General features: G+C 62.5%; 29 protein-coding genes and 2 tRNA genes. 19 read left to right on the top strand and 12 right to left on the bottom strand.

The window, feature by feature from the left end; translation table 11 throughout:
• Position 1 precedes the first annotated feature (1 nt).
• The 8 genes from CVS27_RS13580 to CVS27_RS13545 all read left to right on the top strand — a co-directional run bounded on the left by CVS27_RS13580 (position 2) and on the right by CVS27_RS13545 (position 7195).
• Positions 2 to 946: a segregation and condensation protein A gene (locus CVS27_RS13580; RefSeq protein WP_103466288.1), complete on the top strand. Its 945-nt coding sequence runs from the start codon at positions 2 to 4 to the stop codon at positions 944 to 946.
• A complete protein-coding gene (gene scpB, locus CVS27_RS13575) occupies positions 943 to 1587 on the top strand; it encodes an SMC-Scp complex subunit ScpB (RefSeq protein ID WP_103466287.1) in 645 nt (214 codons plus the stop codon). Before CVS27_RS13580 ends, scpB begins: the two co-directional genes overlap by 4 nt.
• Before the next feature lie 36 nt (positions 1588 to 1623).
• Positions 1624 to 2934 carry a pseudouridine synthase gene (locus CVS27_RS13570; RefSeq protein WP_103466286.1) on the top strand — a complete coding sequence of 437 codons (1311 nt, stop codon included), beginning with the start codon at positions 1624 to 1626 and terminating at the stop codon, positions 2932 to 2934.
• Between the two features lie 8 nt (positions 2935 to 2942).
• Positions 2943 to 4046: a prephenate dehydrogenase gene (locus tag CVS27_RS13565; protein ID WP_103466285.1), complete on the top strand. Its 1104-nt coding sequence runs from the start codon at positions 2943 to 2945 to the stop codon at positions 4044 to 4046.
• Complete coding sequence (gene cmk / locus CVS27_RS13560; protein WP_243400186.1) at positions 4043 to 4750, top strand: (d)CMP kinase; 708 nt, start codon at positions 4043 to 4045, stop codon at positions 4748 to 4750. Before CVS27_RS13565 ends, cmk begins: the two co-directional genes overlap by 4 nt.
• On the top strand, positions 4747 to 5463 hold the full coding sequence (locus CVS27_RS13555) for a lysophospholipid acyltransferase family protein (RefSeq protein WP_103466283.1): 717 nt from the start codon (positions 4747 to 4749) through the stop codon (positions 5461 to 5463). The genes cmk and CVS27_RS13555 overlap by 4 nt, the downstream gene beginning before the upstream one ends.
• 2 nt (positions 5464 to 5465) lie before the next feature.
• Positions 5466 to 7022 carry a ribosome biogenesis GTPase Der gene (gene der / locus CVS27_RS13550; protein ID WP_103466282.1) on the top strand — a complete coding sequence of 519 codons (1557 nt, stop codon included), beginning with the start codon at positions 5466 to 5468 and terminating at the stop codon, positions 7020 to 7022.
• A gap of 99 nt (positions 7023 to 7121) precedes the next feature.
• Positions 7122 to 7195: transfer RNA gene (locus CVS27_RS13545), tRNA-Pro, on the top strand.
• Between the two features lie 141 nt (positions 7196 to 7336).
• On the opposite strand, the gene CVS27_RS13540 is transcribed toward CVS27_RS13545, so the two are convergent.
• The 7 genes from CVS27_RS13540 to CVS27_RS13510 form a co-directional block, all read right to left on the bottom strand.
• Entirely contained in the window at positions 7337 to 9997 is a 2661-nt protein-coding gene (locus CVS27_RS13540; RefSeq protein ID WP_243400189.1) for a LuxR family transcriptional regulator, read from the bottom strand.
• A gap of 33 nt (positions 9998 to 10030) precedes the next feature.
• Complete coding sequence (locus tag CVS27_RS13535) at positions 10031 to 10870, bottom strand: alpha/beta fold hydrolase (protein ID WP_207767528.1); 840 nt, start codon at positions 10868 to 10870, stop codon at positions 10031 to 10033.
• Positions 10867 to 11379 carry a DUF6790 family protein gene (locus CVS27_RS13530; RefSeq protein WP_103466279.1) on the bottom strand — a complete coding sequence of 171 codons (513 nt, stop codon included), beginning with the start codon at positions 11377 to 11379 and terminating at the stop codon, positions 10867 to 10869. Before CVS27_RS13530 ends, CVS27_RS13535 begins: the two co-directional genes overlap by 4 nt.
• Before the next feature lie 87 nt (positions 11380 to 11466).
• Positions 11467 to 12735, bottom strand: coding sequence for an alpha/beta fold hydrolase (locus tag CVS27_RS13525; protein ID WP_243400185.1), 1269 nt, complete (start codon positions 12733 to 12735; stop codon positions 11467 to 11469).
• Between the two features lie 21 nt (positions 12736 to 12756).
• Positions 12757 to 13317 carry an HXXEE domain-containing protein gene (locus CVS27_RS13520; protein ID WP_103466278.1) on the bottom strand — a complete coding sequence of 187 codons (561 nt, stop codon included), beginning with the start codon at positions 13315 to 13317 and terminating at the stop codon, positions 12757 to 12759.
• A gap of 217 nt (positions 13318 to 13534) precedes the next feature.
• Entirely contained in the window at positions 13535 to 14452 is a 918-nt protein-coding gene (locus CVS27_RS13515; protein ID WP_103466277.1) for an alpha/beta hydrolase fold domain-containing protein, read from the bottom strand.
• 225 nt (positions 14453 to 14677) lie between these two features.
• The gene (locus CVS27_RS13510; protein ID WP_103466276.1) at positions 14678 to 14884 is read right to left on the bottom strand and encodes a hypothetical protein; all 207 of its coding nucleotides are present in this window, start codon (positions 14882 to 14884) and stop codon (positions 14678 to 14680) included.
• Between the two features lie 121 nt (positions 14885 to 15005).
• On the opposite strand from CVS27_RS13510, the gene CVS27_RS13505 reads away from it, so the two are divergent.
• Complete coding sequence (locus tag CVS27_RS13505) at positions 15006 to 15563, top strand: hypothetical protein (protein WP_133162936.1); 558 nt, start codon at positions 15006 to 15008, stop codon at positions 15561 to 15563.
• Here the strand turns inward: CVS27_RS13505 and CVS27_RS13500 are convergent.
• Positions 15553 to 16188, bottom strand: coding sequence for a lysoplasmalogenase family protein (locus tag CVS27_RS13500; RefSeq protein ID WP_279325118.1), 636 nt, complete (start codon positions 16186 to 16188; stop codon positions 15553 to 15555). The two genes, CVS27_RS13505 and CVS27_RS13500, sit on opposite strands and share 11 nt — an antisense overlap.
• A 159-nt stretch (positions 16189 to 16347) precedes the next feature.
• Here CVS27_RS13500 and CVS27_RS13495 point away from each other — a divergent pair, with 159 nt between their 5' ends.
• Positions 16348 to 16965, top strand: a complete 618-nt coding sequence (locus CVS27_RS13495) for a GyrI-like domain-containing protein (RefSeq protein WP_207767527.1) — start codon at positions 16348 to 16350, stop codon at positions 16963 to 16965.
• A gap of 139 nt (positions 16966 to 17104) precedes the next feature.
• Positions 17105 to 17311 carry a hypothetical protein gene (locus tag CVS27_RS13490; RefSeq protein WP_133162935.1) on the top strand — a complete coding sequence of 69 codons (207 nt, stop codon included), beginning with the start codon at positions 17105 to 17107 and terminating at the stop codon, positions 17309 to 17311.
• A gap of 13 nt (positions 17312 to 17324) precedes the next feature.
• On the opposite strand, the gene CVS27_RS13485 is transcribed toward CVS27_RS13490, so the two are convergent.
• Complete coding sequence (locus tag CVS27_RS13485) at positions 17325 to 19124, bottom strand: acyl-CoA dehydrogenase (protein WP_103466271.1); 1800 nt, start codon at positions 19122 to 19124, stop codon at positions 17325 to 17327.
• Positions 19125 to 19396: 272 nt separating this feature from the next.
• On the opposite strand from CVS27_RS13485, the gene CVS27_RS20810 reads away from it, so the two are divergent.
• The 8 genes from CVS27_RS20810 (at position 19397) to CVS27_RS13445 (ending at position 25447) form a co-directional block, all read left to right on the top strand.
• Complete coding sequence (locus tag CVS27_RS20810; RefSeq protein WP_165788309.1) at positions 19397 to 19540, top strand: hypothetical protein; 144 nt, start codon at positions 19397 to 19399, stop codon at positions 19538 to 19540.
• A gap of 137 nt (positions 19541 to 19677) precedes the next feature.
• Complete coding sequence (locus CVS27_RS13475; protein ID WP_133162934.1) at positions 19678 to 20634, top strand: hypothetical protein; 957 nt, start codon at positions 19678 to 19680, stop codon at positions 20632 to 20634.
• A gap of 39 nt (positions 20635 to 20673) precedes the next feature.
• Complete coding sequence (locus CVS27_RS13470) at positions 20674 to 22533, top strand: S8 family serine peptidase (RefSeq protein WP_103466268.1); 1860 nt, start codon at positions 20674 to 20676, stop codon at positions 22531 to 22533.
• A 4-nt stretch (positions 22534 to 22537) separates the two neighbouring features.
• Positions 22538 to 22912 carry a hypothetical protein gene (locus CVS27_RS13465; RefSeq protein WP_103466267.1) on the top strand — a complete coding sequence of 125 codons (375 nt, stop codon included), beginning with the start codon at positions 22538 to 22540 and terminating at the stop codon, positions 22910 to 22912.
• Entirely contained in the window at positions 22909 to 23553 is a 645-nt protein-coding gene (locus tag CVS27_RS13460; protein ID WP_103466266.1) for a hypothetical protein, read from the top strand. Before CVS27_RS13465 ends, CVS27_RS13460 begins: the two co-directional genes overlap by 4 nt.
• A gap of 45 nt (positions 23554 to 23598) precedes the next feature.
• A complete protein-coding gene (locus CVS27_RS13455) occupies positions 23599 to 24420 on the top strand; it encodes an SMP-30/gluconolactonase/LRE family protein (protein WP_103466265.1) in 822 nt (273 codons plus the stop codon).
• Between the two features lie 199 nt (positions 24421 to 24619).
• Positions 24620 to 24695: transfer RNA gene (locus tag CVS27_RS13450), tRNA-Lys, on the top strand.
• Positions 24696 to 24979: 284 nt separating this feature from the next.
• Complete coding sequence (locus CVS27_RS13445; protein ID WP_103466330.1) at positions 24980 to 25447, top strand: GNAT family N-acetyltransferase; 468 nt, start codon at positions 24980 to 24982, stop codon at positions 25445 to 25447.
• Positions 25448 to 25457: 10 nt separating this feature from the next.
• Here the strand turns inward: CVS27_RS13445 and crcB are convergent, their stop codons facing one another.
• The 3 genes from crcB to CVS27_RS13430 are packed head-to-tail and all read right to left on the bottom strand — an operon-like array spanning position 25458 to position 26763.
• Positions 25458 to 25835 (bottom strand): fluoride efflux transporter CrcB, encoded by a 378-nt coding sequence (gene crcB / locus CVS27_RS13440; RefSeq protein ID WP_103466264.1) that lies wholly within the window; start codon positions 25833 to 25835, stop codon positions 25458 to 25460.
• Positions 25832 to 26278, bottom strand: coding sequence for a fluoride efflux transporter FluC (locus CVS27_RS13435; RefSeq protein ID WP_243400183.1), 447 nt, complete (start codon positions 26276 to 26278; stop codon positions 25832 to 25834). The genes crcB and CVS27_RS13435 overlap by 4 nt, the downstream gene beginning before the upstream one ends.
• The gene (locus CVS27_RS13430) at positions 26275 to 26763 is read right to left on the bottom strand and encodes a universal stress protein (protein WP_165788140.1); all 489 of its coding nucleotides are present in this window, start codon (positions 26761 to 26763) and stop codon (positions 26275 to 26277) included. Before CVS27_RS13430 ends, CVS27_RS13435 begins: the two co-directional genes overlap by 4 nt.
• Positions 26764 to 26769 lie beyond the last annotated feature (6 nt).

Below are 26769 nucleotides of genomic sequence, written 5' to 3'. Positions count from 1 at the left end.
CTTGCTTTCACCATCACAGGCCGCGGGGATCGCGGCACGTACGCAGGGGAGCAGCCCCAAGCGTTTTGAAGTCCGGCTGGATAACTTCACCGGTCCCTTTGACTTGCTCCTTGGCCTGATTTCCAAACACGAACTGGACATCACCGACGTGGCCATCGCCACCGTCACGGATGAGTTCATCAGCTACCTGAAGGCACTCCAGTCATTGGGGCAGGAGTGGGCGTTGGATGAGGCCAGCGAATTCCTTGTCCTGGCTGCGACCCTTTTGGATTTGAAGGCTGCCCGGCTGCTGCCCGCCGGTGAGGTGGAGAACGACGAGGACCTGGCCCTTTTGGAGGCCCGTGACCTCTTGTTCGCACGGCTTTTGCAGTACAAGGCGTTCAAGGAAGTTGCCGCCCTGCTGGGCGCCGAACTTGACCGTGAGGCTCAGCGCTTCCCCCGCCAAGCCGGGTTGGAACCGCACTTTGCCGCCCTGCTGCCGGAACTGGTGTGGCGGCACACCCCCGAACAGTTCGCGCAACTGGCCGCCAAGGCCATGGAACCCAAACAAGCACCCATCACCGAAGTGGGCCTGGCACACCTGCACGTGCAGCACGTCAGTGTGCGCGACCAAGCGGCCATCGTGACGCTCATGCTCACCGCTGGCATGCCCCAAGAAGGCGATCCCGGCGCAGCCACCTGGCTCGGAGCCCAGCTTTCCTTTGCCGCCTTGAGCGCCGACGCATCCTCCTCCATGGTGGTCATTGCCCGGTTCCTGGCCCTGCTGGAACTGTTCAGGGACCAGGTGGTCACCTTTGAACAGGCCAATCCGCTGGGTGAGCTGCTGGTGCGGTGGAGCGCGGGAGCCCAGCACAGTCTTGCCACCGACAGCGACTTTGATGAGGAGTCGCCCCACGGTGACCCCGCTGAAGCAACTGAACACGAACGCAAGGAGGTGGCATCATGAGCGAGAATTCAAGCACCGTTGACGCATCCATGGCGCAGCCCGAAGAGGCTGCGGATCTGCTCGAAACAGCGCACGGCGTCAGGGCTGCACTGGAGGCTGTGCTCATGGTGGTGGATGAGCCGGTTACCGAGGAGGCATTGGCTGCCGTGGTCGGTTTGCCCGCTGCGGCAATACGTGAGCAATTACACGAACTGGCACGGGAGTACGACGGCTATACTAGGAAGGGTGACACCGTACCGGTTCGCGGCTTTGAACTTCGGCAACTTGCCGGAGGTTGGCGTGTTTATTCACGAGCTGCTTACGCCGATATCGTGTCACAGTTTGTTGTGGACGGCCAGACAGCCCGGCTCACGCAGGCGGCCTTGGAGACTTTGGCGGTGATTGCTTACCGCCAACCAGTTTCGCGGGCCCGTGTTTCCGCCATTCGAGGCGTAAACGTGGACTCCGTGGTGAGGACGCTGGCGCAGCGCGGACTGATTGAGGAAGTGGGCACCGATGAGGTGTCCGGGGCATTCCTGTACCGCACCACGGCGTACTTTTTAGAACGGCTGGGGATGGGTAGCGTGGATCAGTTGCCGCAAATTGCACAGCACCTGCCCGGTCTGGAAAACCTTCATGAAATCGATGATTCACACTTTTAGCTTGACCACAACATTTAGTACTTTAAGGATATTCCCATGACACCGACACCGTCGCACCGCTCCGGAAACTCTTCCGGGCAGAACCAGCCGCGTGGAGGTAATCCGCGCTCAGGCGCCCCCAAATCAGGTGGCTTCAAATCTGGCGCCCCCAAGTCGGGCGGTTTTAAGTCCGGCGCACCCAAATCCGGTGGCTTCAAGTCCGGCGGCTACAAGGGCGGCTCCAGTGAGGGCGGTTACAAGGGTGGCTCCAGCGATGGCGGCTACCGCTCCGGCGGCTCCAGCGATGGCGGCTACCGTTCCGGCGGCAACAACAGGTCCGGCGGCTCCAGCGATGGCGGCTTCAAGCCCGGCGCCCTGCGCGCCGCCGGCTACAACACCGACCGGGCGGCCAATGCGGCCAAGGCGGCCAGCGAGGGCGGCTTCCGCTCCGGCGGCTCAAAGCTGGGCGGGCCCAAGTCGGCCACCGGCAAGCCCGGTGCACGCAAGCCCAGCCAGACCGGCGCACGCCCGTTCAAGAATGAGCAGTACGGCCGCACCGTCACCTCGAGCAAGAATCGGCCCACCGAGCAGAACCGCCGCCCGCTGACCACCACGGACGACATTGACATTCACAATGCCGAGGGTGTGCGCCTGCAAAAGGTCATGGCCATGGCAGGTGTGGCCTCGCGCCGCCTGTGCGAGGACATGATCCTTGAGGGCCGTGTCCAGGTTGACGGCGTCACTGTAAACCAGCTGGGCCTGCGCGTGGATCCGGCAACCGTTGACATCACCGTTGACGGCATGACCATCCAGACCAATGACCAGATGGTGTACATGGTGTTCAACAAGCCCAAGGGCGTTGTCTCCACCATGGATGACCCCGAAGGCCGCCCGTGCATCAGCGACTTCCTCAAGAAGCGCCAGACCGCCGAGCGCCTCTTCCACGTGGGCCGTTTGGATACGGCCACTGAGGGCCTGTTGCTCCTGACGAACGACGGCGAACTCGCCAACCGTTTGAGCCACCCCAAGTACGGCATCCCCAAGACCTACCTGGTCCAGGTGAAGGGACCGATGGCACAGGGTGTTGGCGCCCAGCTCAAGGACGGCGTGGAGCTCGAAGACGGCTGGCAGCGTGTGGATTCCTTCCGGCTGGTGGACTCCACCCCCGGCCACGTGTTGGCCGAGGTTGTTTTGCACTCCGGCAAAAACCGCATTGTGCGACGCATGTTTGACGCCGTGGGTTACCCCGTGGAGCGCCTGGTGCGCGTCAAGTTCGGCCCCATCGCCCTGGGCGACCAGCGCCAGGGCAGCGTCCGCGTTTTGGGTCGCCACGAGGTGGGTTACCTGCTCGCAGACGTGGGAATGTAACCAAACCCATGAATCCTTCGCACTTATTGGGGCCCGTGCTGGTTCTTGGCAGTGGACTGCTGGGAGCCAGCATTGGCCTGGGGCTGCGTGCCCGCGGCGTCGATGTGGTGCTCAGCGACCCCTCGCCGTCAGCGCAAGCAGTGGCAGTGGACATTGGTGCCGGGCGCGCCCTTGAGCTCGCGGAGCCACTGAACCCTGAGCTGGTGGTTGTGGCTGCTCCGCCGGACGTGAGTGCCACAGTGGTGGCCGCAGCCCTGCGAAGGTACCCGTCCGCCGTCGTGGTGGACATTGCAAGCGTCAAATTTGCCGTGCTGGCTGAACTCCGCACCCTGGTGGGCGAGGACTTGGGCCTCTTGTCGCGCTATGTGGGCACCCACCCCATGGCCGGGCGGGAGCGCTCAGGGCCCGTGGCTGCGCGCGGGGAACTGTTCAACTCGATGCCGTGGGTGCTGTGCCCCTCGGAAGTGAGCAGTGCCCACGCGGTCAAGGTGGCCCATTCATTGGCTATCGACCTTGACGCGGTGGTGTTCCGTTTCTCTCCCGAGGAACATGATGAAGCTGTGGCGCTGGTTTCGCATTTGCCGCAGATCATGTCCTCCCTGGTGGCCAGCAGGCTGGCGGAAACGCCGGCCCATGCGCTGTCGCTGGCAGGCAATGGTTTGCGCGATGTCACCCGCATCGCCGCCAGCGACCCCTCCCTGTGGGTGCAGATCTTGGGGGCCAACGCCCCTAAATTGCTGGAGATCATGCAGGGTGTCCGGCTCGATTTGGACCGGCTGATTAGCACGCTCAGCGCCCCCACAGCCCCTGGAGCGCGCCTGGATTTGGCGCAGCTCATGGCTGAAGGCAACGCGGGCCAGAGCAGGATTCCCGGCAAGCACGGCGGCCCGCCCCAGCAGTACTCGTGGCTGACGGTCCTGGTGGATGACAAGCCCGGTCAGATTGCAAAATTGTTGACCGAGATCGGTGAGATTGGTGTCAACGTGGAAGATCTTCGCCTGGACCACTCTGCCGGGCTGCAGGTGGGGATGGTGGAGCTTTCAGTGCTGCCGTCCAAACGTGTGAATTTGGTACAGGATTTGACGGAACGCGGTTGGAAGGTCATTCAGTGACAGCTAGTGTGCAGTTGCGCCAGGGCAAGCCCCTGGTGATAGCCATTGACGGCCCCTCGGGATCCGGCAAATCAAGTGTCAGTAAAGCTGTCGCGAAGCGGCTTGGTTTGGCGTTTTTGGACACCGGTGCCATGTACCGGGCACTGACGTGGCATTGCCTCAACGGCCGCATCGACTTGCACGATGCCGCCGCCGTAGAGGCTGCCGCCCGCACCATCAGCCTGGAACAAAACCTCACACCCGAGGGCGAGTTCGTCAAGGTCAATGGCATCACCGTCACCGAGCCCATCCGTGATCCGGAAATTTCCAAAAACGTCAGCGCCGTGGCCACCAACTTGGGTGCCCGCAAGGAATTGGTGCGCCGCCAGCAGGCCGTCATTGCCCAGTGCGGCCATCGCATTGTGGTGGAAGGCCGGGACATTACCACCGTTGTGGCCCCGCAAGCCCAAGCCCGTTTGATCCTGACAGCCAGTGAGGAAGCCAGGATGCGACGCCGGGGACTTCAGTTGGGTGGCACCCAGAGTGCCGAGCAGCTGGTCCAGCAGGTTTTGGCGCGCGACGCCAAGGATTCCACCGTGGTTGATTTCCAGCGTGCGGCGGATGGTGTGTACACGGTTGATTCCTCGGATCTTGACTTCGAGGAAACTGTCACGGCGGTTATCAATGTGGTGCGATCGGCTGTGAACGAAGGCCCCGCTGCATGAGCTCTGCGGCTAAACCACTGCGGACCTTGAGTGCGGCGCCGCCGCGTTGGAAGACCCGGTGGAGCCGGCCGCTGGGCCGGGTGTTGGATCATGTGGTGTACAAAACCACTGTGCACGGCCGGGAGAACATTCCCGCTGCCGGCCCAATAGTTTTTGCAGCCAACCACCTGAGCTACCTTGACGGCCCCGTCATGGTGGGTGCGGCAAATCGATACATGCATGTCATGGTCCGCCACGACATGTTCAAGGGATTTTTGGGCGGGGTATTGCATGCCTCCGGCCAGATTCCCGTCAACAGGGCAGGGGACAGGGCGGCATTGCAACATGCCAAGGCTGTCCTTGACCGCAATGACTGCGTGGGCATTCTGCCCGAAGGCACCAGGGGGACCGGGGATGCCGCAAGCATGAACAGCGGGGTGGCGTGGCTGGCACTGAACTCAAGTGCCGTCGTCGTCCCTGTTGCCATCCTGGGAACCCGGGTTGGCGACGAACATCGAGACAAAATTCCGGCACCTCGCCGGCATCTGCATGTGGTCTTCGGAGAAGCGATGACCATTGAACGTGAGCCTGGAGTTTCCGGGCGTGTTTCAATGGACAGAGCAACCGATGTGATCCGTCTGCGGCTGGCAGCCCATATTGCTGCCGCCATAGCGGTCACAGGCCAGGATTTACCTGCGGATGAAGACACACCTCTTAAGCAAGAAGGACAGTAACCATGAGCGACTCACAGTCTGCCACGCGCCCCGATGAGGGTGAGTTTAGTCACCGGGACTACGAGCCCACGGGAGCTGACCACATTGCTGAGCGGCTTGCGGAAATCACCGACGAGGACGCCGAAGCACGCGCTGCCGGCCTGCTCGCAGGCCTAGCCAACTACGAACTCGACGAGGAAGACGCCAAGCTGCTCTCCGGCGAGTTCGACGACGGCACCTCCGAAGATGCCCTCCGCCAGGACCCCGTACTGGCCATTGTTGGCCGGCCCAACGTGGGCAAGTCCACCCTGGTGAACCGTATCCTGGGCCGCCGCGAAGCTGTCGTGGAGGACACTCCCGGCGTCACCCGTGACCGTGTCCAGTACCCGGCCACGTGGAACGGGCGCAACTTCACCCTGGTTGACACTGGTGGTTGGGAGAGCAAGGCTCGCGGCATTGACCAGCGCGTGGCTGAGCAGGCTGAAATTGCTGTGGAGATGGCCGACGCCGTCCTGCTGGTGGTTGACTCCGTGGTGGGCATCACCGCCTCAGACGAGGCCATTGTGCAGATGCTGCGCAAGTCCAAGAAGCCCGTCATCCTGGTAGGCAACAAGGTGGACGACCTGGTGCAGGAAGCCGACGCCGCCTCACTGTGGGGCCTCGGTTTGGGCGAGCCGCACCCCGTCTCAGCTGTTCACGGCCGCGGTGTTGCCGACATGCTGGACCGTGTCATGGACGTCTTGCCCGAGTTCTCCGCCGTCGACGGTATTGAGCGCACAGGCGGACCGCGCCGCGTGGCGTTGATTGGCCGTCCGAACGTAGGCAAGTCCTCGCTGCTGAACAAGCTGGCTGGCACCGAACGCGTTGTTGTTGACAATGTTGCCGGCACCACTCGCGACCCGGTGGATGAGCTCATTGAATTGGGCGACCGCACCTGGCGCTTCGTGGACACCGCGGGCATCCGCCGTCGCCAGCACATGGCACAGGGCGCCGACTTCTACGCCTCCTTGCGCACCCAGGGTGCCTTGGAGAAGGCTGAAGTTGCCGTTGTTCTGTTGGCCGTGGATGAGGTGCTCAGCGAGCAGGATGTGCGCATTCTGCAGCTCGCCATCGAATCCGGCCGTGCCTTGGTGCTCGCCTTCAACAAGTGGGACTTGCTGGATGACGAACGCCGCAAGTACCTGGAACGCGAAATTGAGCAGGACCTGGCACACGTCGAGTGGGCACCGCGGGTGAACATTTCGGCCAAGACCGGCTGGCACAAGGACAAGCTGGTACCAGCCTTGGACTTGGCCCTGGAAAACTGGGACCGCCGCATCCCCACGGGCCGCTTGAATGCGTTCCTGGGCGAATTGGTGTCCGAGCACCCCCACCCGGTCCGTGGTGGCAAGCAGCCGCGCATCCTGTTCGGCACACAGGCTTCCAGCCGCCCGCCGAAGTTCGTTTTGTTCACCACCGGCTTCCTGGATCCCGGGTACCGCCGCTTCATCACCCGCCGTCTCCGCGAGACCTTTGGCTTCGAGGGAACCCCCATCGAGGTCAACATGCGCGTGCGTGAAAAGCGCAGCCGCAAGAAGTAATGCGGCTCACATCTGAAATGGTCATGGCCACCATATATATGGAGTAAACTATTTCAGGTGGTTCAGCCACGGGAGATACTTTCCAAGCGTTGAACCTTTCGGGCTGTAGCGCAGCTTGGTAGCGCACCTGACTGGGGGTCAGGGGGTCGCAGGTTCAAATCCTGTCAGCCCGACCGAAACAAACCCGCTGTTCCTTAGTTTATAACTGAGAGACAGCGGGTTTTTTGGCGTTCCGCTGTCGATATGGTCATTCGCTGCTGATATAACCACAGCGAATGACCATATCGATGTCGCTCAGCGTTTCTGCCGGTGCTTTAGGTCCGCACCAAGTCGATCAGCTCGTGTCGATTCGAGGTTCCCGTCTTGGCGTAAATGTTGGACAGGTGAAAACCGACAGTACTGCGGCTGATGTAGAGGTCGCGTGCGATCTGCACGTAACTGTGGCCCGTGGCTAGCAGGGCGACGACGTCACGCTCGCGGTCAGAGAGCATCGTCAGAGATGCTTGGGCAGTGGATGCCTCTTCAGATTCGCCCAGTCGTGCGAGATAACCCAGGGCTCCCGCCTTCTCGTAGATGTCCCTGGCGATGGCTCGGGACGTTGTGGCTGCGTGCTGTTCGCCCAGACGCTCCGCGACCCGCACCCGGTCAAAGTGCATATGTGCGAGATAAAGGTGCCCGGGGTCTGGCCAGTTCGTGTCGGCTTCGTCAAACAGGGCCAGAGCGTGCGAGTCATTGCCCCTGGCCTCGGCGATGAGTCCGTTCACCCACCGCTCACCGGCGTGGATCCACTCCGGTGTGAGCGCATCGTGCTGGATTTGTGCCAGCAGCCCGGCGGCACTCTCCAATTCGTTGGACCACACACACGCCATGGCTGCGTGGAGAATCCAGAACGGATTCATCGACCCCTCCGGATCGAGAGTGCGGCGGCCGAACATGCGGCGATGATCCCCGAGTAGACGAGCCCGTGCACCGTGATCCTCACTCAGGTGGAGCTGCATCACTTGCGCCACGAGGAGAGTCTCGAACGCCTCAGGCCATGGCATCCGGCGCAGCCACTCTGTGGCGTTGAGTAAGTGTTCGTTGGCGCGTTCCATATCGCCCAGTGCAATAGGAACCCATGCGGCGAGGGTTTGAAGGAGCGGATTGTTGGTGTTGCGGGCCGAGTCAAGGGCAACGCGCATTTTCGCGTCGGCAAGAGGGACCTGACCAGAGCTGAGAAGCGCCGCCGCTAAACTGGCCATAAACCGACCGTCGCTGATGTCAGGGAAGCCATCTTGAATGCGTCGGTCGACCTCGGTCAGGTCGGCGATCGCCTCTTCGTGGAAGCCGCGACGAAGGAATATCATCCCACGCCAGGCAAGAAGATAGGTGAGTTCGATCGGCGTCGCTGAGGCGATCTTCGGAAGGGACGCAAACGTTTCTGCCAACGCCGTGGTGCTGCCGGTACGGCCCCCGATCATGCCGAGGGTGAAGGAGACAAATCCGTCGAGTGAGCCGTCTTGCTGGCCCTGGCTGGTGGCGATGCTCAGGGCGCGCACCACGTCCTGGGTCTCACCCCCGGATCCGAGTTGAGACCACCCCGTGAGAACCTCAAGGCGGTAACGGGTGAGTGAATCTGTTTCCTCGTTCGCTACCGGTGCAAAGTTCTGCAGGGCACTGCGCCAATTGCTGGCGAACACTTCGATTGCGCCGGTCACCAGAGCGCGCCGCACATGGTCTCGAGAGTGTGGATTCTCGGCCAGTTCATCCTGCGCCAGAGCGATGTCACCGGCGAGCACGCTCTCAAACAAACCATCGAGCCAGCGGCGGTTGCGCAAAAGACTGTTCGAGGTGACCCGGCTTGACCATCGGTAGTGCTGGGCGGCAACGCGATGCTCGCGATGGGCATGCCGTGCACGTGCGAAGCGCTCAAGCTCGTCCGCCAATACGTCGTCGAACTGTTCTGCTGCCGCGAGGCGGTGTTCGAGAGCGGCTGACTCGTCATCAACCACCTCGGCAGCCCACAGATGCAGTTGCCGTCGTTCGGGTAGCGGAATGTATTGGTACACCGCCGCACGTATCAGCGCGTGGGGAAGCCTGACCGACAGGCCCGGGTTGGTAGCGCGTTGCAGGAGCAGTTCGTGTGCCGCCAGTTCGGCCGCTGCATCCGTCGGCGTAGCAACGTGAGCAACAAGCGCCACCTCAGGCAGTGCCATCCAGCTCTGACCCAGGACGGCAGCGGCCCGCAGCAGTCGGACAGCGGCATCGCTCAAGCGCTCGACCCTGGCACTGAGGGTTCTGGCGAACTCAGCGGGCGCAGGCAGCACGCGCATGCGGCTTAACTCGGGGAGATCATGCCCTCGGAGCAGGGATGTCAGGTAGAGCGGGTTACCTCCAGTGTGCTCCCAGAGGTAATGCGCGACGTCGTTGGAAACTCCGGGATGAACGCCCTGAATGAGCTCTGTGGCAAGGTCGTTGCTGAGCCCGTTCAACGCCAACGTGTGCACAGTGTTTGACGAGGCGATGAACCGCTGCCAAGCGTCATGGTCGCGCGGGGCCAGAGGCCGGGTGCCCACGACGACGAGCAGCCGGTCACCGGCGACGCGTTCAAGGAGCCACGTCAAGGCTTGCACCGACTCGGGGTCGGCCCACTGCAGGTCGTCCAGCTGAAGCAGTACCGGCCCGCTGGTGCCCAGATCGTCGACCAGCTCGCGAAGCTGCTGCGCTACGACGAACGACGTCGGACTCGCGCCATTGCTCCCTCGTGCGACAGTGACGCCCCAGCTCTCGAGAGTTTGAAACGGCGAGCCATGCTCTCCATCATCACCCTCAGCCGTACGTGACAGGTACCCCCGTGCACGGCCGCAGATTTGAGTCATGAGGGTAGATTTGCCTGTCCCCGCTACGCCCTCGATCACGAGAACTGTTGGATGCCCGGTGCGCGCGCTCTCGATCGCGTTGTCGATGACATGGGCGTGTGCCCGTTCGACGAGCATCATGTGAACCCCACCCGTTGCTCGGATCTAACCTCAGTAAGGTGACTCTAACATGGCTCGCGCCAGGGATTCGGAATACTTCTCGAAGGTCGCCTTCACGGCGGCTGGGTTCTCAAACCAGGGGAAATGGGCGCCTCGTTCGATTCGGGCATGGTGGATGTTATTGCCCGTGAACCGTTTGTCATTCCAGAGCTCTTGGGTGACGATTCGGTCCTCGCTGCCGCTCACGATGAGGGTGGGGATGAGTGTTGGCCACCATGCGTATTCGTAGTCGTGATCAAAGTTTTCCTCGGACCAGGCGACGGCGGCGCCGTTGTAGGGCATGGTTGCGAGAAACTTGGCGCCAGTCTCGAGCGTGGTGGTGCCAAAGTTCCAGGGTGTTGAGGCAACCGCGACGGCGGCTAGGTTCTCGTTGGTGGGCTCGGATTCGTAGCGGGCCGTTGTGAGCTCGACTTGGGGTAGTGGATTCTGCTCGGTCATGGTGGTGAAGGCTGGTAGCCATGATGCGTCCGGTGCGGTGCTGATGAGCACTAGTCCCACGAGTAGTTGTTCGAGCTCGGCTGTTGCGAGCAGGTACATCCCGCCCGTTGAATGACCGACGAACACCGGGTTGGCGACCGTTCCTGCGGCTTCGGTGAGTACGTTGGGCCAGTGGCGGAAGGGATCATCCAAGATTCCGGGCCCTTCGACGTTTGAACCATCACCGGGGAGATCGACAAGCCAGCTGGTGCCGGGCACCTCGAGCAGGTCGACGAGGCCAGTTAGGCTTTCCGAGCCGATGCCGGGGCCGCCGGGGAGGAATAGCCAGTTGAGATTTCCTGGCCGGCGGATGTGCTCGGTGAGGCGGACCCCTGATGGGGTGTAGTGGATCATGCCCAGTTGTAGTACGCGAAGATCAGGAATGCGGGCACGAGGAAGTTGGTGAACAGGATCAGGGTGTTGTTGATAGCGAAGTTGTGGTCCTTGATCATCGAGCGGATGTGGCCGATGCCGCAGCCAAAGCGGTAGAAGGAGCTGACCAGGATCACGGATAGGGCGAACTCGGTGGAGTAACTGGCAGCCATCAGGGCGACAATGCCCATCGAGAGGTCGGCGAATCCGACTTCGTGTTGGTAGGGGCTCTTTTCAAAGCCGATCGTCTTGGAGATCTTGTTGCTGAAGAAGAGGTGCGAGATGCCAGCGCCAACGCCGGCCCAGCCGATCATGTAGGTCACGGCGTTGGTGACCAGTTGTGGTCCCCAGTCTTCGCCGGCGCCCCCTGCGAACTGGAGGACCGTGACGATCACGAAGAGGATCGTGCCGATGAGAGGCAGGATGCCGCCGGCGAGCGAGCGCTTAGCACGGGAGGTGGGCTGGTCTGTGGGAGCTGATGTTGTTCTCATATATCCATTGTGGAGAGGGACGGTGCGACGCTGACTGGGCAAAATAACCAGTGTTTGGTCAGGGGGCTGAGTTACCGCACGATCGGACTAACAGTTGGCAGGAGATTGCCCTGCCTCGACCCTGATAAGCCAGTCGGCTAGGGCGGGCAGCGACGCGTAGGCCGCGAACGTGTGGTCCACACCGGGGTACTCGTGGAAGCTCACGTCCTCCTCCGCAGCGCACAGTCCAGCGACGAACTCCCTCGTTGAGGCCGGGGCAACGAGTTTGTCGGCTAAGCCCTGCCCGACGAAGATCGGTACGTTGATCGGCGATCCTCCGGCGCTGTTTTCCGCGAGCAGCTCCTGCCATGGCGCCGTCGTCGATGGATCGCTGGTGACGTAGCTGCCGATGAGGGGAGTGGCGATCGCATGGATCTGTTCCGTCTGGGTGATCAGGCAGAGCGCAGCCATGGCGGGCGTTGCGGCCGCGCCTTTGGAGGTGAGGATGTCATCGATCTGGGAGGACGACTCTGGCTGCGCATAGGCCGCCTCATAGGAGGTCACCGCGTAAGAGGTAATCGTGACGCCAGAGATGTTGTTCAGGTTTGCCGTCATCAGCGCACGTAGGTCGGCTGCCGGCGCAGCCACAGCGACGCCTTTGAGGTGAAGTTCTGGTGAGTATTCCGCGGCTCGCTGAGCGGCGAAGAGAGCAGCCTGGCCGCCTTGCGAGTGACCCCAGAGCAGCACATTCGTGCTCGCGTGGACCTCGTCTATCTGACGTGCCGCCCGCACGGAGTCAAGCACGCTGTTCGATTCAGGGACGCCAAGTAGGTAGGAAGATTCGCCCGCGACACCCAAACCGGGGTAGTCAGTCGCGGCGATGGCGAATCCCGCGTCAAGTAACAGGTGCATCCCTTCGATGAGCTGGAACGGATCCATCGCCAAGGAAGGCGCACAGTTCTGCGCGGCACCGGTGGTCGGGTGCGCCCATGCCACGACGGTTCGCCCGCCCGCTGGAGCCGGGCTGCTGGGCACTATCACCATTCCGGAGACCGGGATGTCACGGCCAGCAAGGTCCCGCGAGTGATAGATGACCCGCCAGGCTGAAGTTTGCGACGGGGCCCCGGCGATCTGCTCGGATCGGATAATTTCCCCGGGTGCACCCACTGGAAGGGGACTTGGCATCGAATAGAAAGCCGGATTGCTGAGCTGATCTGTGCCCTCCCCGTTGTGGCGTCGCAGGACATCGAGTCCGATTATTGCACCGATGACGGCGAGGATCGCTGTGACGGTGATGACTTTGAGGAGCCAGGGGCGCATTTTCGGCATGGTGAACGAGCGTCGGCGAGGGGAAGATGGGGCGTTTTCGAGTGGCATCAGAGAAGTCCTTGGTGGCGGTTAGACGGCGAAGTGGAACAGGCCGTACCAGACAACGAAGCCGAATAGGACGGCGCCGCCGCCCACAGCAATCGCGAAAGTGCGTGGCCGGAGAATTCGGTTTTTGATGACGACGATCCCCACCAGGAGCGAGATCGGGACGTACAGCAGCACCGCCGTGACCAAGCCCGGGGAATAGCGGTCGAGAAGCGGGGTCATGAAGAGATGAAAAAGGGCGTCCCAAAAGAGGTTGGCGCTGGCGAACACCGTGAGTGCGATCGCCGTCCTTGTTGATGCCTTTCTAAAATTCAAGGTCACCAGTGTCAGAAGCACGATCATGAACATGATGTTGTTCGTATCGAAGCCGAAGTAGTTGAACTTGCCGTGCACGTCCTCGGATACCCACGCCGGGAAATTGCCGGCATACTCTTCAACAATGTGCAGGAGATAGGCTGCGGGCATCAGCCAGATGATCTTTCGGAACGCGGGAAGGGACACCGGAGTGCGCGCCGAGGCTGCAGCAGTCAAGTTGGTTTTTCGGATATTTAGGGTGGACGGTTTGAGCGGGGTGCGTGAGTTCATGCTTAAAGTATCGAGTCGGCGCCAATCTTGCCGACTGTACAGAATGTACAGTTCTGGATCTGTACCCAGCGTGAGCGTGACCGTGGAATGTGGAGGGCCGCCGTGCGCAGCTGCCGGGGTTTGGGCCTTCCGCTGTCGATATGGTCATTCGCTGCTGATATAAACACAGAGAATGACCATATCGGCGTCGCTCAGCGTTTCTACTGGCGAGGACCGGCTACTTCGGCGTGTTGACCAGAACGTTTTTGATGAGCTTGCGCGCGTGTGCCCCTTCGCGGATGGGTAGTAGTGGGTAAACATGGATCATGTCAGCATGCTGGTGCAAATCAAACGGGTGATGTTCGGCTTCGGCTTTGCGGGCCATGGTGAGAGCGTCGGCGTGGGTGATGTCCCGGGTGCCACTGAACAGTGTGATTCGGCCCAGTCCCGACAAGGGTGCATTGACGGGGCTGACTAGAGGATCCTGGATCGAGAGATCTCCTCGCCACCTCTGCGCAATCGCCGCAGGCCCAGGGACGTTCAGCCACGGATCGCTCGGTTCGATTTCGTAGATCAACGGGTCGGTGAATGTCAAATCGACCACCGGGGCAATGAGTACGATGTCGCGCGGGGCGGGTCGCTGACGGTCGCGCAGCAGCATCGCGGCAGAGAGGATGAGGGCGCCGCCAGCGGAGTCGCCGAGGAGTACCACCTGTGAGGCGCCCACGTCCTCAATGAGGGCTTCGGCCAGGTCGGCAATGATGGGCACTACTGTGCCTGCGGTGCCGCTAGGAACCAGGGGATAGATGGGCACGGTGAATTCGGTTCCTGTGCTCGAGGCGAGTTCTGCGATCAGCCGCCAATGAAACGGCGAGATCTCCTTGACCCATGCTCCACCGTGAACGTAGAGCGCTCGGCGGTGAATCGGTCCGTGCTTGGGGGCAACGGTATAGATCGGCCAGCCGCTGACTTGGCGCACTGTCAACTTCACCGATCGATCCAGCGCTTTTGGTGGCGCGTAGGACTGAGGTCGAAGGAGGTGTTCATCAGCTTTGCGCAGCGATGCCGTGGGCGATGAGTACTCTCTTTTGGAGCCTCTCCAGCGGATGAGGTGGGGGATGATAGCCGCGCCAACGCTGCGCCGGGGTTCGCTCATTGTCCTGCTCCTTAGCTTGTGCTGGTCATGGCCTGAATTGTTCTTGTCCGAGCTGCCGCCTTGGGATCCACAAATATGGCTGTGCCCATCCTAGCGAGGCAGCGCAACCGGGGCGGTCCGCCGTGCTGCGGGTCGCTGGACGGGAGTCCGGCAGGGGCGAATGAAAGGGGGCACGAGAAAAATTTAGCGCAGCAGGTGCTGCCAATGTTTCGCAGCCGGGCCAACCTATTCCGCTGGGATGCTGTCGATCGCTATTGCGCCCAAGCTTGGGAAGGTGTTGGGGTGCTGGAACAGGCCCGGGAGCATGAGGGTGCGGCGGCGGTGGTGCCGGTGGTACAAAAAGCCCTCACCGCGATGGGCAGTGTTCTCTTGCGTGCCGATGACTCCAACGGCAGCATCAGCGACGTCTTCTGCCACCTGCTGGAACTCCATGCCGAGCTGTGCAGGGAAGCACCGCCAACAACGGCAAAGTTGATCGGGTGGCTGATCACGTTCCAGTTCGGCGACGGGCAAGACTACGTCCAGCCTGACCCAGTCAACTACGCGCCCGCACTTGGAGGAAAGCCACCAGGCCGAGGCTGCAGGGGAGTACTGGTGTCAGCTGTTGCACGAACACCGGGGAGAGGAAGAGCTAGATGCTCGCCGCACGCTCTTTGAGCGGTGGCCACGCTTGGGCACTGCAAACCGACTCCACGCTGTCGCTTCAGGGGCATGGCCGCCACAGGAAGCGGATGTCTTGGTTGCCTTGGCCGCTCGCCCTGACGACTACATTGAGTTCCCGTTGGAGACACTTCACAATGTGCCGCTGGCGTGGACGGAGGCGCATCGGCTGGACCTGGCCAGAACAGAGCTGTGGGATCGGCTCATCGCCGCCTATCAGGTGCATGACCCTGTCGCCGTCCTGCCCGTGCTGGAAAGCATCGTCGAGGCCGGCCTCACCGTGGCTGAGGTGCGCAATTACAAAATGGCAGTGGCGCGGCTGCGCAAACATCGCGCCATCGCTGCGGTTGCCGGTCGCCCGGAAGCCACTGCCGGGCTCGTTGCCTCGCTGCGAGAGCGGAACCGCAACCGTCCCAGGCTGCTGCGGGAGCTTGATCGAGTTAAGTTCTGAGCCCTTGCGCGAGCGCGGCACGGCGGCGCACGGTGAGCAGCGCCCCGGCCGCTATGAGGCCTTGGCCCACCGTGTACGTGAGCATGACCATGCCGCTGGTCCAGTCCGGCATGAGTTCAAGGGCAAAGATGCGGAAGGACAAGATGGTGTCCGAGGCGAGGAAGAACAGGCCACCGCACATGACCAGGGGGTGGCAGCGAGTCGAGAGGGCAGCTGTTCCGCCCAGTACGACGCCGTACATCGCCACTGCGATGATCAACCCTCCCGCTCTGGGTCCGATAACTATCACCAGCACCAGCCACCATGCGGCGAAGGAGAATGCCCAACACGACAGTTTCTTGACGGCTAAGTGTTGCCAAAACGCCCGCATGTAGCACAGGTGCGCCACCCCAAAGAAGAGGAGCATCAGTGGCAGGGTGGGGGCGAGGGGAAAGAAGGTGCCAGCGCCGTCGCCCAGCCAGGAGAACAGTAAACCTGCCAACAACAAGCCACGAGCGTGCGGGGCGCCGAGCCGGTGCCAGCCCCAGAATACTGCAAGCATTAGAGCAGGCATGAGTAACAATTTGGTGGGATCTGCCAGCGCATCATGAGCGGCGAAGCGCGCGGCGACGTGGACTATCGACACTACGATGTAGGGGACAAACCCCCACCATAGCGGCCGGACGACGGACGTTGATGTGGTCGGCACAGCACTCCTTGGCTAGTTGCGGTTGGCATGATCCTAGACTGGACATCAACGACTGTGCCGCAGCAGGGGCCTGTGCCGGAGAAGAGGATGCCTGAGATGGACAAATTTGACGTCAAGAAAGCTTATAAGGAGCTCTTTGCGCCCAGCGCCAAGGACTTTTCCCTGGTTGAGGTGCCCCCGGTTCAGTACCTTGCGATTGACGGGCATGGCAAGCCCGGAACCTCCTCCGCATATACGGAGGCTCTCGAGGCCCTCTACTCAACGGCTTATGGAGTGAAGTTCGCCAGCAAGAACGTGCTCGGGCGTGACTTTGTTGTGGCCCCTTTGGAGGGACTCTGGTGGGCTGCGGACATGGGCGCGTTCACGGCCGGGGACAAGGACCAGTGGGACTGGACCATGATGATCAGCCAACCCGACTGGATCACTCCGGACATGGTGGCGGCCGCCGTCGAGCAGGCTTCTGCGAAGAAAACCTTGCCCGGCCTGGCCCAGTTGCGTGTCATGGACCTGAACGAGGGATTGTGCGTGCAGATCCTCCATATTGGCCCGTACGACGACGAGGCCCCCACCTTGGCCCGTTTGCACGATCACTTCATGCCGGAGAACGGATTGGTGTTCAACGGCAAGCACCACGAAATTTATCTCGGTGACCCCCGCCGTGCAGCGCCTGACAAACTCAAAACCATCTTGCGGCAACCCGTGGTTCGCCACTGAAAAGTGTCTTCCGGCATCCGGAAATGTGTTCGTTGGAGTGCGTCAGGAGCAACTGTCGAATCTTGACAGCGGAGCTGGCCATTATTGTGTTGCTCGTGGGGGCGGGCCCTCTCTGGGCCCCTGGCGGCCATCCTTGCAGGTGACCGGAACGTCGCCCACCACCATCAGGGCCAGAGTGTGGGAACAGGGACGTCCCAAGCCAGCCACATGGCAGCGCAGCATCACAGACACGACGGCAGCCCTGCAAGGCCCAGGCAGCGTGGGCTTTGCAAGCTACCTCTCCGGCACCGCCAACAACGCACCGCTGACGGTGCTGCTGGACAACCTGAAGGCGACAGCACCCTAGACGAGGGTGGTTGCTAGATCCGAATCCGAGGACTGGCAACGCCAGCGAGCTGGTGCGCGTCCAAGCCAAACAAGTCGTGAGAACCGGCTGTGGCGGCTCCCAGCAAACCGGCCGACGCCGGGAGCAGTTGCTCCGCGTAGAATCGTGCCAGCACCAGCTGGCTCTGCGCCAGTGCGGCGTCGTTCGTGGCGGCGGCAGCCAGGGCCGCCCGGGCCAGCATCCACGCGCCGGTGCACAGCCCCCACATGCGCAGGAACGGCGTCGAACCGGAGAGGGCTGCATTGGGGTCAGTGGCGCCCGTGCGCAGCATCCAGTGGGTGGCCTCCTCAAGGGCGTCAAACTGCCGGCCAAGTTCCGCCGCGATACTGCCGAACTCCGGACCGGCCTGGGACAGCTCGGTTTCAAGCTCACGCATGGTGGCGATGAACTCCAGGACGGATGCCCCGCCGCGGATGCCGAGCTTGCGCCCCACCAGGTCCGCGGCCTGGATTCCGTTGGTGCCCTCGTAGATGGCGGCTATCCGAATATCGCGCACGTGCTGGGCGGCCCCGGTTTCCTCGATGAAGCCCATGCCGCCTTGAATTTGGAGGGCAAGCGAGGTCAGCTCGTTGCCCAGGTCTGTGCCGAATGACTTGCAAATGGGGGTGAGCAGCCCTACGATCTCGGCTGCCCGTGCACGCACGGCCGGGTCTGGATCGTGGGTGCTCTTGTCCACATAGCTGGCGTCGAGCAGCATGAGGTAACGCATGGCGGCCAGATGGGCGCGCTGGGTCAGCAACATGCGCCGCACATCGGGGAATTCGATGATGGCCGAACTGGTCCCGGATGCGCCGATGGCACGTCCTTGCCTGCGCTCCTGCGCATAGGCGAGGGACTGCTGGTAGGCCCGTTCCGCAACGGCCAGGCCCTGCACCCCAACCCCGAGGCGGGCACTGTTCATCATGACAAACATGATGCGCATGCCCAGGTTCTCTTCTCCGATGAGATATCCGGTGGCGTCCTCGTATGAAAGTACGCAGGTGGGGGAGGCGTGGATGCCCATCTTGTGCTCAAGGGAAACCGTCTGGACGGTGTTGCGCTCGCCCAGCGAACCGTCGTCGTTGATCAGGAATTTGGGCACAATGAAGCAGGAGATGCCGCGGGTTCCTTCCGGGGCGCCAGGCGTGCGTGCCAGCACCAGATGGACAATCTGGTCAGCCATGTCGTGATCGCCGTAGGTGATGAAGATCTTTTGCCCGGTGATGGCGTAGCTGCCGTCGGCCCGGGGCACCGCACGGGTGGTGAGAGCCCCGACGTCGGACCCGGCCGCAGGTTCGGTCAGGTTCATGGTGCCGGTCCATTCCCCGCTGATCATCTTGGGCAGGTAGCGCTGCTTGAGTGCGTCGTCGCCGTAGTGCAGCAGGGCCTCAATGGCGCCCTGGGTCAGCAGCGGGCACAGCGAGAACGCCATGTTGGCGCTGGTCATGAGCTCCTGGATGACAAGGCCTACCGTGCGGGGGAATCCGCCGCCGCCATACTCCTCCGGCAGTGGCACCGAGCCCCACCCGGCGTCGACGTACTGCTGGTAGACCTCCTTGAACCCGCTGGGCGTGACGACCGCACCGCCGGGCAGCAGGCGTGATCCTTCCGTGTCGCCCCGGCGGTTGGTGGGCGCCACCACCTCGGCCATGAACTCCCCGCACTGCTCAAGAAGTTCCACCACAGTTTCAAGGTCAGCGTGCTCGAAGCCGGGCAGTTTGGCCAGGTCTGGGTACCCCACGACGTGTTCCAGGGCGAAGGCAATGTCGGCAATGGGGGGCTGGTATTGGCTCATAAACGCCAGCGTACCCCGGGGGAATCGCTTTGTGGAAGGTATTTGTTACCAATCAGTAACGTGTCGCACGTCACCAAGGGTGGTGAGGGTTGCGCGGAAGATTCGGCCTTCCCCGACCAGCGCCCATGCAATGACGGATTTGGCTTCACTGTGGGCACCCAGCCCGGAGGCCGGGTTGGCCGGGGACACTCAGGTGTGTTCGTCTTGGGCGCAGGAACTGCCATGACGCTCGACGCCGGAAAACTCACCCTTGCCCTGGGCCCAAAAGGCACGTGGGTGCGCCCGCTGGGTCATTGGCTTTGGCAGCTTTTGCCGTGGACGCCGCAGGGAGGACAACCATGCGCCCGGAATTCTTCGACTCCCTGGGCTTGGCGACTTGGCTGCGCCAGCAGCGCCTGCCCTGCCCGGATGGCTGACGTCCCGTCGTCGGGAACCTAGTGCGTGCAATTATTTCTTGACGGCCGGGGATCGCACCGAGGATGCTTGTCAGTACAGCGGCGGGTTCAAAATCGCTGGCACGCGGCACCGTTGGATGGGTTTTCTGGAGGACCTGATGGACCAGACTGAGCGCCTAGTTTGTTATTCAGTCTCATTGGCCGACGGCGACAGAACCGACCCGTTGTTGCGCCAACTCGAGCGCAGCCTGGCCAGCCTTCGCCGCCACAACGGGAGCATTGCCGTCGTCGTCTTCCTGTACGGCACCCCCACCCCGCACCTTGTCCGGATCTGCGCTGAACAACGCGCCTGGCTCCAGCTGCAGGGCGACTACTCCCGCCGGTTGGCGGAGCTGTGTCCCCGTGGCTGGCCCGTTTTGGCCCGGTACCCTGCGCTGCACAAGTTCCTGAACAACTCGTGGCTGGCACACACCCCGGCACAGCAGGTGCTGTACTGCGACTGTGACACAATTTTCCGGGCCGACGTCGATCACCTGATTCGGGCCTACCGGGAGCCCGACATTGTGGCCCGCGAGGAGGTTCACAGCTCGCGCAGCCACCACGGTCCGGACGCCGTGTTTCTTGACGAGCCAGCGCTGCTGCGCCTGTGCAGCGCCATGGGTGTGGCCGCGGTACCCCCGTTCAACACTGGCGTGGTGTTGCTGAACCACCGGATCTGGGAGCAGCTTTCCCTGGTGGAGGGCTGGTTCATCGAGTGCGCCTGGCAACTGTTGCTGTGGATGTCGCTGCACCCGGGACACCGTTCCGATGCCCGCTTTGGGATGCTCGACGGCGTCGAGCAGGCCTACCAGCTGGCCTCCGCCACACAGTTGGCCCGGGCCCTCCCTTTCCCCTCGGCCAACCAATGGATCCTAGAGGAGATTGCCACGTGGCTTGCTCTGGGGGCGCTGCCCGCGCTGCGCACCGGCGATTTCAGTCCGGCCGACGTGGCCCAGAATGGGGAATTCACCGCCACTGACCCGGACAGGGCCGGGTGGACGTTGTGCCACTACTACTCAGGCAATCAGGGGAGCATTACCCGCTGGCTGGACGGTAGCCTCGCCAGCCGTCATTGACGTCGATCATCAAGAAAATACGATTGTAAGGGGAGAGTCATGGTTAGCAAAGCAGCAGGCAAAAAGGCCGTGAGCGCTGGTGCGGCCCACGGCGCTGGAAAGGGCAAAGGGAAGGCGTCCTCACCGCCTGCGGCAAGCAAGTTCCCGGACCGCATCTTCGCCATGGCTTCGCCACAGTCCGTCGGCGGAGTCTCGATGTTCACTCCGGGCCTGGTACCGACCGTGGACACGCTCGGGCTGCATTTCTCAGACGATGAGGTTGTCGAGAGAGCCATTGCGGCTCTCAGCGAGGCAGGCTTCGAAGTACTCCAGGCCACCAATCTCATGGTCAACTTTTGCGGCTCACGCGCTTTGTTTGATTCAGCGTTCGGCGCCCACCTCTACACCCAGGAACGGCCCGTCCATAAGCCCGGCGGTGTCGAGGGGTTGGCTACTTTCATCGACAACGCCGACACGGACATCCCTGGTTTGATCGATCCGGCTGGGACAGTGTTTGAGGGCGTCCTCGATGGCATCGCCATCGAGGAACCTTACTACCTGCACACGGCGGACTCGCTGCCGCCAACGGTCAACTATTTTCATCTGAACGTCCCCGACGACGTTTCCGTGGGGCTCAACGCCGAACACCCCCATCGCTCCGGTATTACCGGCAAGGGCGTCAAGGTGGCCATGGTTGACACCGGATTTCAAACGCACCCGTTCTTCACCGAGCACGGCTACCTGGTGCAGCCCACAACTTGGGGCCCGGGCACGGCTGACCCCACAGTTGACGAGAACGGGCACGGTACCGGCGAATCTGCCAACATTTTCGCGACGGCACCGGACGTCACCTTGTTCCCGGTCAAGACGGCGACGGCGACCGGCGCACTCGTGAACGTCACCGCGGCCTTTAACGCCGCTGTGGCCCTGGGACCTGACATCATTACCAACAGTTGGGGATCGGACCAGCAGAACGGCCCGTTGAGCGCGGCCAACCAGGCGCTGGCGGCAGCAGTCGCTGCCGCTGTCTCCGGCGGAATTACTGTGGTGTTCTCTGCCGGCAACGGTGGCTGGGGCTTCCCGGGCCAGCATCCGGATGTTATTTCCGTCGGCGGCGTCAACCGCGAACGCAACGGGGCGCTGCGTGCCTCAAACTACACCAGCGGGTTCATGTCCAACATCTACGCCGGGCGGCGGGTGCCCGACGTGTCGGGCCTTGTCGGCATGCTGCCTCGGGCGATGTACATCATGCTGCCCATCCCGGAAGGTTGCGCCATCGACGTCGGCAACGGCGGCGGCACGCATCCCAACGGGGACCAGACGCTCACCAATGACGGCTGGGCTGCCTTTAGTGGCACCTCGGCTGCGGCGCCTCAGATTGCAGGAGTCTGCGCCTTGATCCGACAGACGTGCCCCCGGTTGAATCCGGCGGCCATCCGGGACATCCTCATGACCACGGCACAGGACGTCACCGCCGGAACCAACCATCCGAACTTCGGCAACGTGGCCGTGGTTGGCCCCGACACCGCCACCGGCCACGGTCTTGTTGACGCGCACAGGGCGGTGCTCATCGCCAAGCTGCGCTGCCGCATCGTCCGCCCCGTCCGTCCGCTTCCGCCGATTGTTCCGGTGATCCCGTTCCGGCCGCCCTTTGGGCCGATTGTTCCGGTGGGGCCGATCGTTCCCATCATCCCGTTCCGGCCGCCCTTTGGGCCCATCGTGCCGGTGATCCCCTTCCGGCCGCCGGTTGGACCCATTGTGCCGATCATCCCGTTCCGGCCGCCGTTTGGGCCGATTCCTCCGATCATCGGACAAGACGACGAGGGGCGGATGGAATCTGAGGGGATGTCGTTGACAGACCAAGACGTGACGGAAATTGAGCGGTTCATCATCGAGTCGCCCCAACCTCCGGAGCTGTAGAACCGTGGCTGAAACCGACGGGCTGGTCGCGCTGGTGGTCCTACAATCACCAGGTGGCCCGCCCTTGGATACCGAACTCACCGCTGCGACACTCGCGCGGCACCTGCCTGCGTCTGGAGCCTTTGCCGCAGTCCAATCCGAGCTGGCTGCGGCGGGGTTCACTGTTCATCAGCCGGTGGGCATTTCGTTTTCCATCGAGGGGCCTGCCAGCATCTTTCGGCGGTACTTCGGCGTCACACCAGTGAAGTCGGCGGATGGGGGCTGGTCGGCAGCAGGGCAAGCCGAACTTCCGCTGGACGGACTGCCGGACCACGAACGGGCCATGGTGCGCGCCGTGGTGTTTGAACCACCGACAGAATTGATGGGAGGCGACGGTTGATCACACAGCTGCGAAGCGGGGCCGCAGAACGCCTGGCCATGGGCCCATTGGCTCAGGGCGGGGGCGTGATTGTGGTGGACGGCCTGCCCGGGACGACGCAAGCCGCCGAACTGCTGGCCGAGGCAATGATGCTGTATCCCGGCGCCGACGAGCAACGAGTATTCGAAGGCGACGGGGCCACCGGACGTGGGGGAGCCCCTCCGCGCCAGCTCTTCACCTCAGGCGGGGGACTGGTACAGGATGCCTTATATGCCGCCCCTTGGCTGTCCGACTATCTGTCTGAGCTGTGCGGTGCACCGGTTTCGCCCACTGGTGGGCGCGGCAGCTACAGCTACTACGTGCGCCCGGGTGACTATTTGGGCCTTCACCTGGACATCGACGCCTGCGACGTCACCCTGATCACTGTGTTGCGCGATGATTCACCGCCGGATGATCCGGCAGGGGCACTTCTGGTCCATCCCGGCTACCGGGGTGCGGACCTTGACGCCGTGCGCAGGGACCCGAAGGGTGGTGCGGGCATGGTGAAGGCCGTACCGGGGCAGAGCATTGTGCTGTTGGGCGGGCTGGTGCCGCATGAAACAATTCCTGTGGAGGAGCGTGGCCCGCGCATCATTTCAGCCCTCTGTTTCCGGGCCAGTTGACGGCGGATTCACGGTGCAAGTCACGGCGAAGGTGAAGGAGCCTCCATGAATAACATGCGTGTGCTGGCCGAAGGGCTCGGCATGGGTGAGTCGGCCCGCTGGCATGGCGGCCGGTTTTGGTACGCCGACTGGCTCCAGGGCCACATCCATGCCATGGATCCGGCCGGCCTGGACCATCAAAGCATCCCCGTCCCGTCGTTCCCCATCACCTTCGACTGGCTCCCGGACGGCCAGTTGCTGATCGTCTCCGGCTCGGAGTGCAAACTTCTGCGCCTGAGTCCGGCGGGCACCCTTGAGGACGTTGCGGATCTTGGCCAGCACTCGGGTTCCCCGTGGAATGAGGTGGCCACTGCAGGTGCCAACGCCTACGTCAACTGCATTGGATTCACTTTCCCCGGTCCTGCCGCAGTTGCCGGGACTATTGCCCTGGTGACTCCCGACGGCGCGTCCCGGGTTGTTGCTGACGGCCTGGCCTTCCCCAATGGGATGGTTGTTACCGGCGACGGCGGAACTCTGGTGGTTGCCGAATCCCACGCGGGGCACCTCACGGCTTTTGATATCCACGACGATGGTTCGCTGACCAATCGGCGCGTGTGGGCAGCCGTGCCGGGTAGTGCCCCGGATGGGATTTGCTGGGGTGAGGGCGGGATTTGGTATGCCGATGTGGGGCAACGGCACTGCGTGCTGGTTGCCGAGGGCGGCCACGTGGTGCGCACTGTTGCCTTCGAACAGGCCTGCTTCTCCTGCGCCGTGGGCGGCGATGACGCCAACACTCTGTACGCGCTGGTTGCGGATTGGCCCGGTGTTATGGATCAGTCACTGCCGGCGTCGGGCCGGGTTGTGGCGGTCCAACTGACAGCCAAATGACCACCAAAGTGACCTTTCCCTCATTTGGCTGTTTCGATGCCGATAATCCGGCTGGGGGCAGGTATTATTCTACGTAGCCAAGGCGCCCTTCTCAGGGTTAGCGGCGGTTAGGCTCGTACAGTATCTCGCCGATGCTGTGCGAGTCGCCTTAACAAATTCTCCACTGGGGAGCATGTTGAGAGTGGTAAATGCCGTACATGCACCTCTAGCTCAATTGGCAGAGCAATTGACTCTTAATCAATGGGTTTCCGGTTCAAGTCCGGAGGGGTGCACCAAAAAGAACCGCTTCACCACCTGCAACATCGGGTGTTGAAGCGGTTTTTTGTTGCCCTGATGTGTCCGGGGGCCTTTGTGTTCTTTCGCCAGAGGCACCCTGTCGCCAGCGAATGTCTGCAACGGCCCCAGACGCGGAAAATATGTCATCGACAAGCAGCGGCAATAACATTTTGATCTCATCGGGCACATCCGGCATGGCCCGGCTGTAGGGTGAGAATTGCTCAGCGACGGACGCGCAGAAGCACTCACCACCAAGACCAGCCCAGGGGACGATGACGGGACCATGAAAAGTGCACCCGTTCTGACCCTGCGAGAATCTCGCGGACCTGAAGACTTGGAAGAACTCACCAATATTTGGCGCGATTCCGTGGAAGCAACCCATCACTTCCTGCCCCCGGAAGTGATTGATCGGCTGGAACCGGTGGTCCGGGATGAGTACCTGCCAAACCTGACGGTGCAGGTGGCGGAGGTCAACGGTTGCCTTGTGGGGTTCATTGGCATGCAGGCCCGGCAAATTGCCATGCTCTTCGTGGCCGACGAGGCGCGGTCAATGGGCGTTGGCAGCATGCTTCTTGACTGGGCCAAGCAGCGCTTTTCCACCTTGACCCTGGATGTCAACGAACAAAACCCGCGGGCTGCAGTTTTCTACATCAGGCGCGGTTTCAAGCCACGGGGCCGTTCGGAAACAGACGCCCAGGGATTGCCGTTCCCGCTCCTGCACATGAGCTGGAGCGTTGAGCCAACGGGCTAGCTGGGCGGCGTCAGAGCAGGCTTCCCAGCCCATATCCCAACGCCGCAGCCCCAACACTGGCCGCCAGTGTGCCCAGGGCATTGGTCAATGAGGCCAGAATGCGCCTGTCCATCAACAGCCGGATGGTTTCATAGCTGGTGCTGCTGAAGGTGGTGTAACCGCCTAGGAATCCGACACCCAAAATCAGGGACCACTCCGGCGGCAGGAAGACCCCAGCGGCCGCAGCCGACAACAAGCCCAAGGCCAATGAACCGGAGACGTTGATGATGAAGGTGGCCCACGGAAAAGAGGCTTGCAGCTTGTGGCCGATGAACCCGTCCAAGGCAAAACGGGCCGCAGCCCCCACACCGCCAGCAACGGCAATGGCCAGAAAAATCAGAGGTGTCATCGCTGGCCGTCTGTTTTCAACGGGCGATGGACGGCGCCTGGACCGGCCAGGATCCCCACAGCTATTCCGGCCCAGGTGGCAAGTGCCCCGAACAAAACTGTGCCCAAGGCATAGGCGGTGGCCCAGAACAGGCCCCCGGATCCGGCCATCACAACAACACCCAAGGCCAAGGTGCTGTAGGTGGTGAATCCGCCACAAAAACCAGTGCCCAGCAGCAACCGCAGCCGCCTGGTTCGCTGCGCGCGCGCCTGGGGGATCGTGGACAAGGCTGAATAGAGCAATCCCAAGAGGAACGCGCCCACAATGTTCGCAAGGACTATTGCCCAAGGAACGTGACCGACGTCGGGCATCCCCAGAATCAGCGCCTCGCGTGCCCCGGCGCCAAGAGTGCCCCCGAGCGCCACCCAACCCAAGGATTGCGGGCGCAGGAATGGCAGGCTCACTTGGGCTCCGGCGGCCGGTGGTGTGTGGGGATGACGAGAACGGGCCGGTGCTGTTGGCGGGCAAGCCTGGCGGCGACGGAATGGCTGAAAACCTGCCGCAGCGAGGTGTGGGCGTCGCCATGGGTGCCTACCACGATCATGCCGGCGGCCAGGGTGTTGGCGCAACGGGCCAGGGACTGCGCGGGGTCGCCGGCCAAAAGCAGCGTACGCCACGGCATGTGCAGCGTGGCGAGCTGCCCCGCCAAGGCAATCGCAAGGCCGGTGGGGAAATCTGCGTCGGCGTCGTCAGCGAAATCGGGGTCAACGGACGCCGAGGTGACGCTTCCGTCAGTGGCTTCGCTGACTAGATATCTGGCCGGGTTGGAATAGGCACACACCAGGGGATAGCCCAAAGCGTCAGCCAACTTTGCCCCCTCATGCACCACCGCCGCCGGCTGCCCGGGGTAGACGCCCACCAGCACGCACGGCATTGAAACAATCCGCATTGACGC

The sequence above is a fragment of the Arthrobacter glacialis genome (assembly GCF_002909445.1).
GTDB lineage: Bacteria > Actinomycetota > Actinomycetes > Actinomycetales > Micrococcaceae > Specibacter > Specibacter glacialis.
This window is presented reverse-complemented; position numbering and strand designations above follow the sequence as displayed.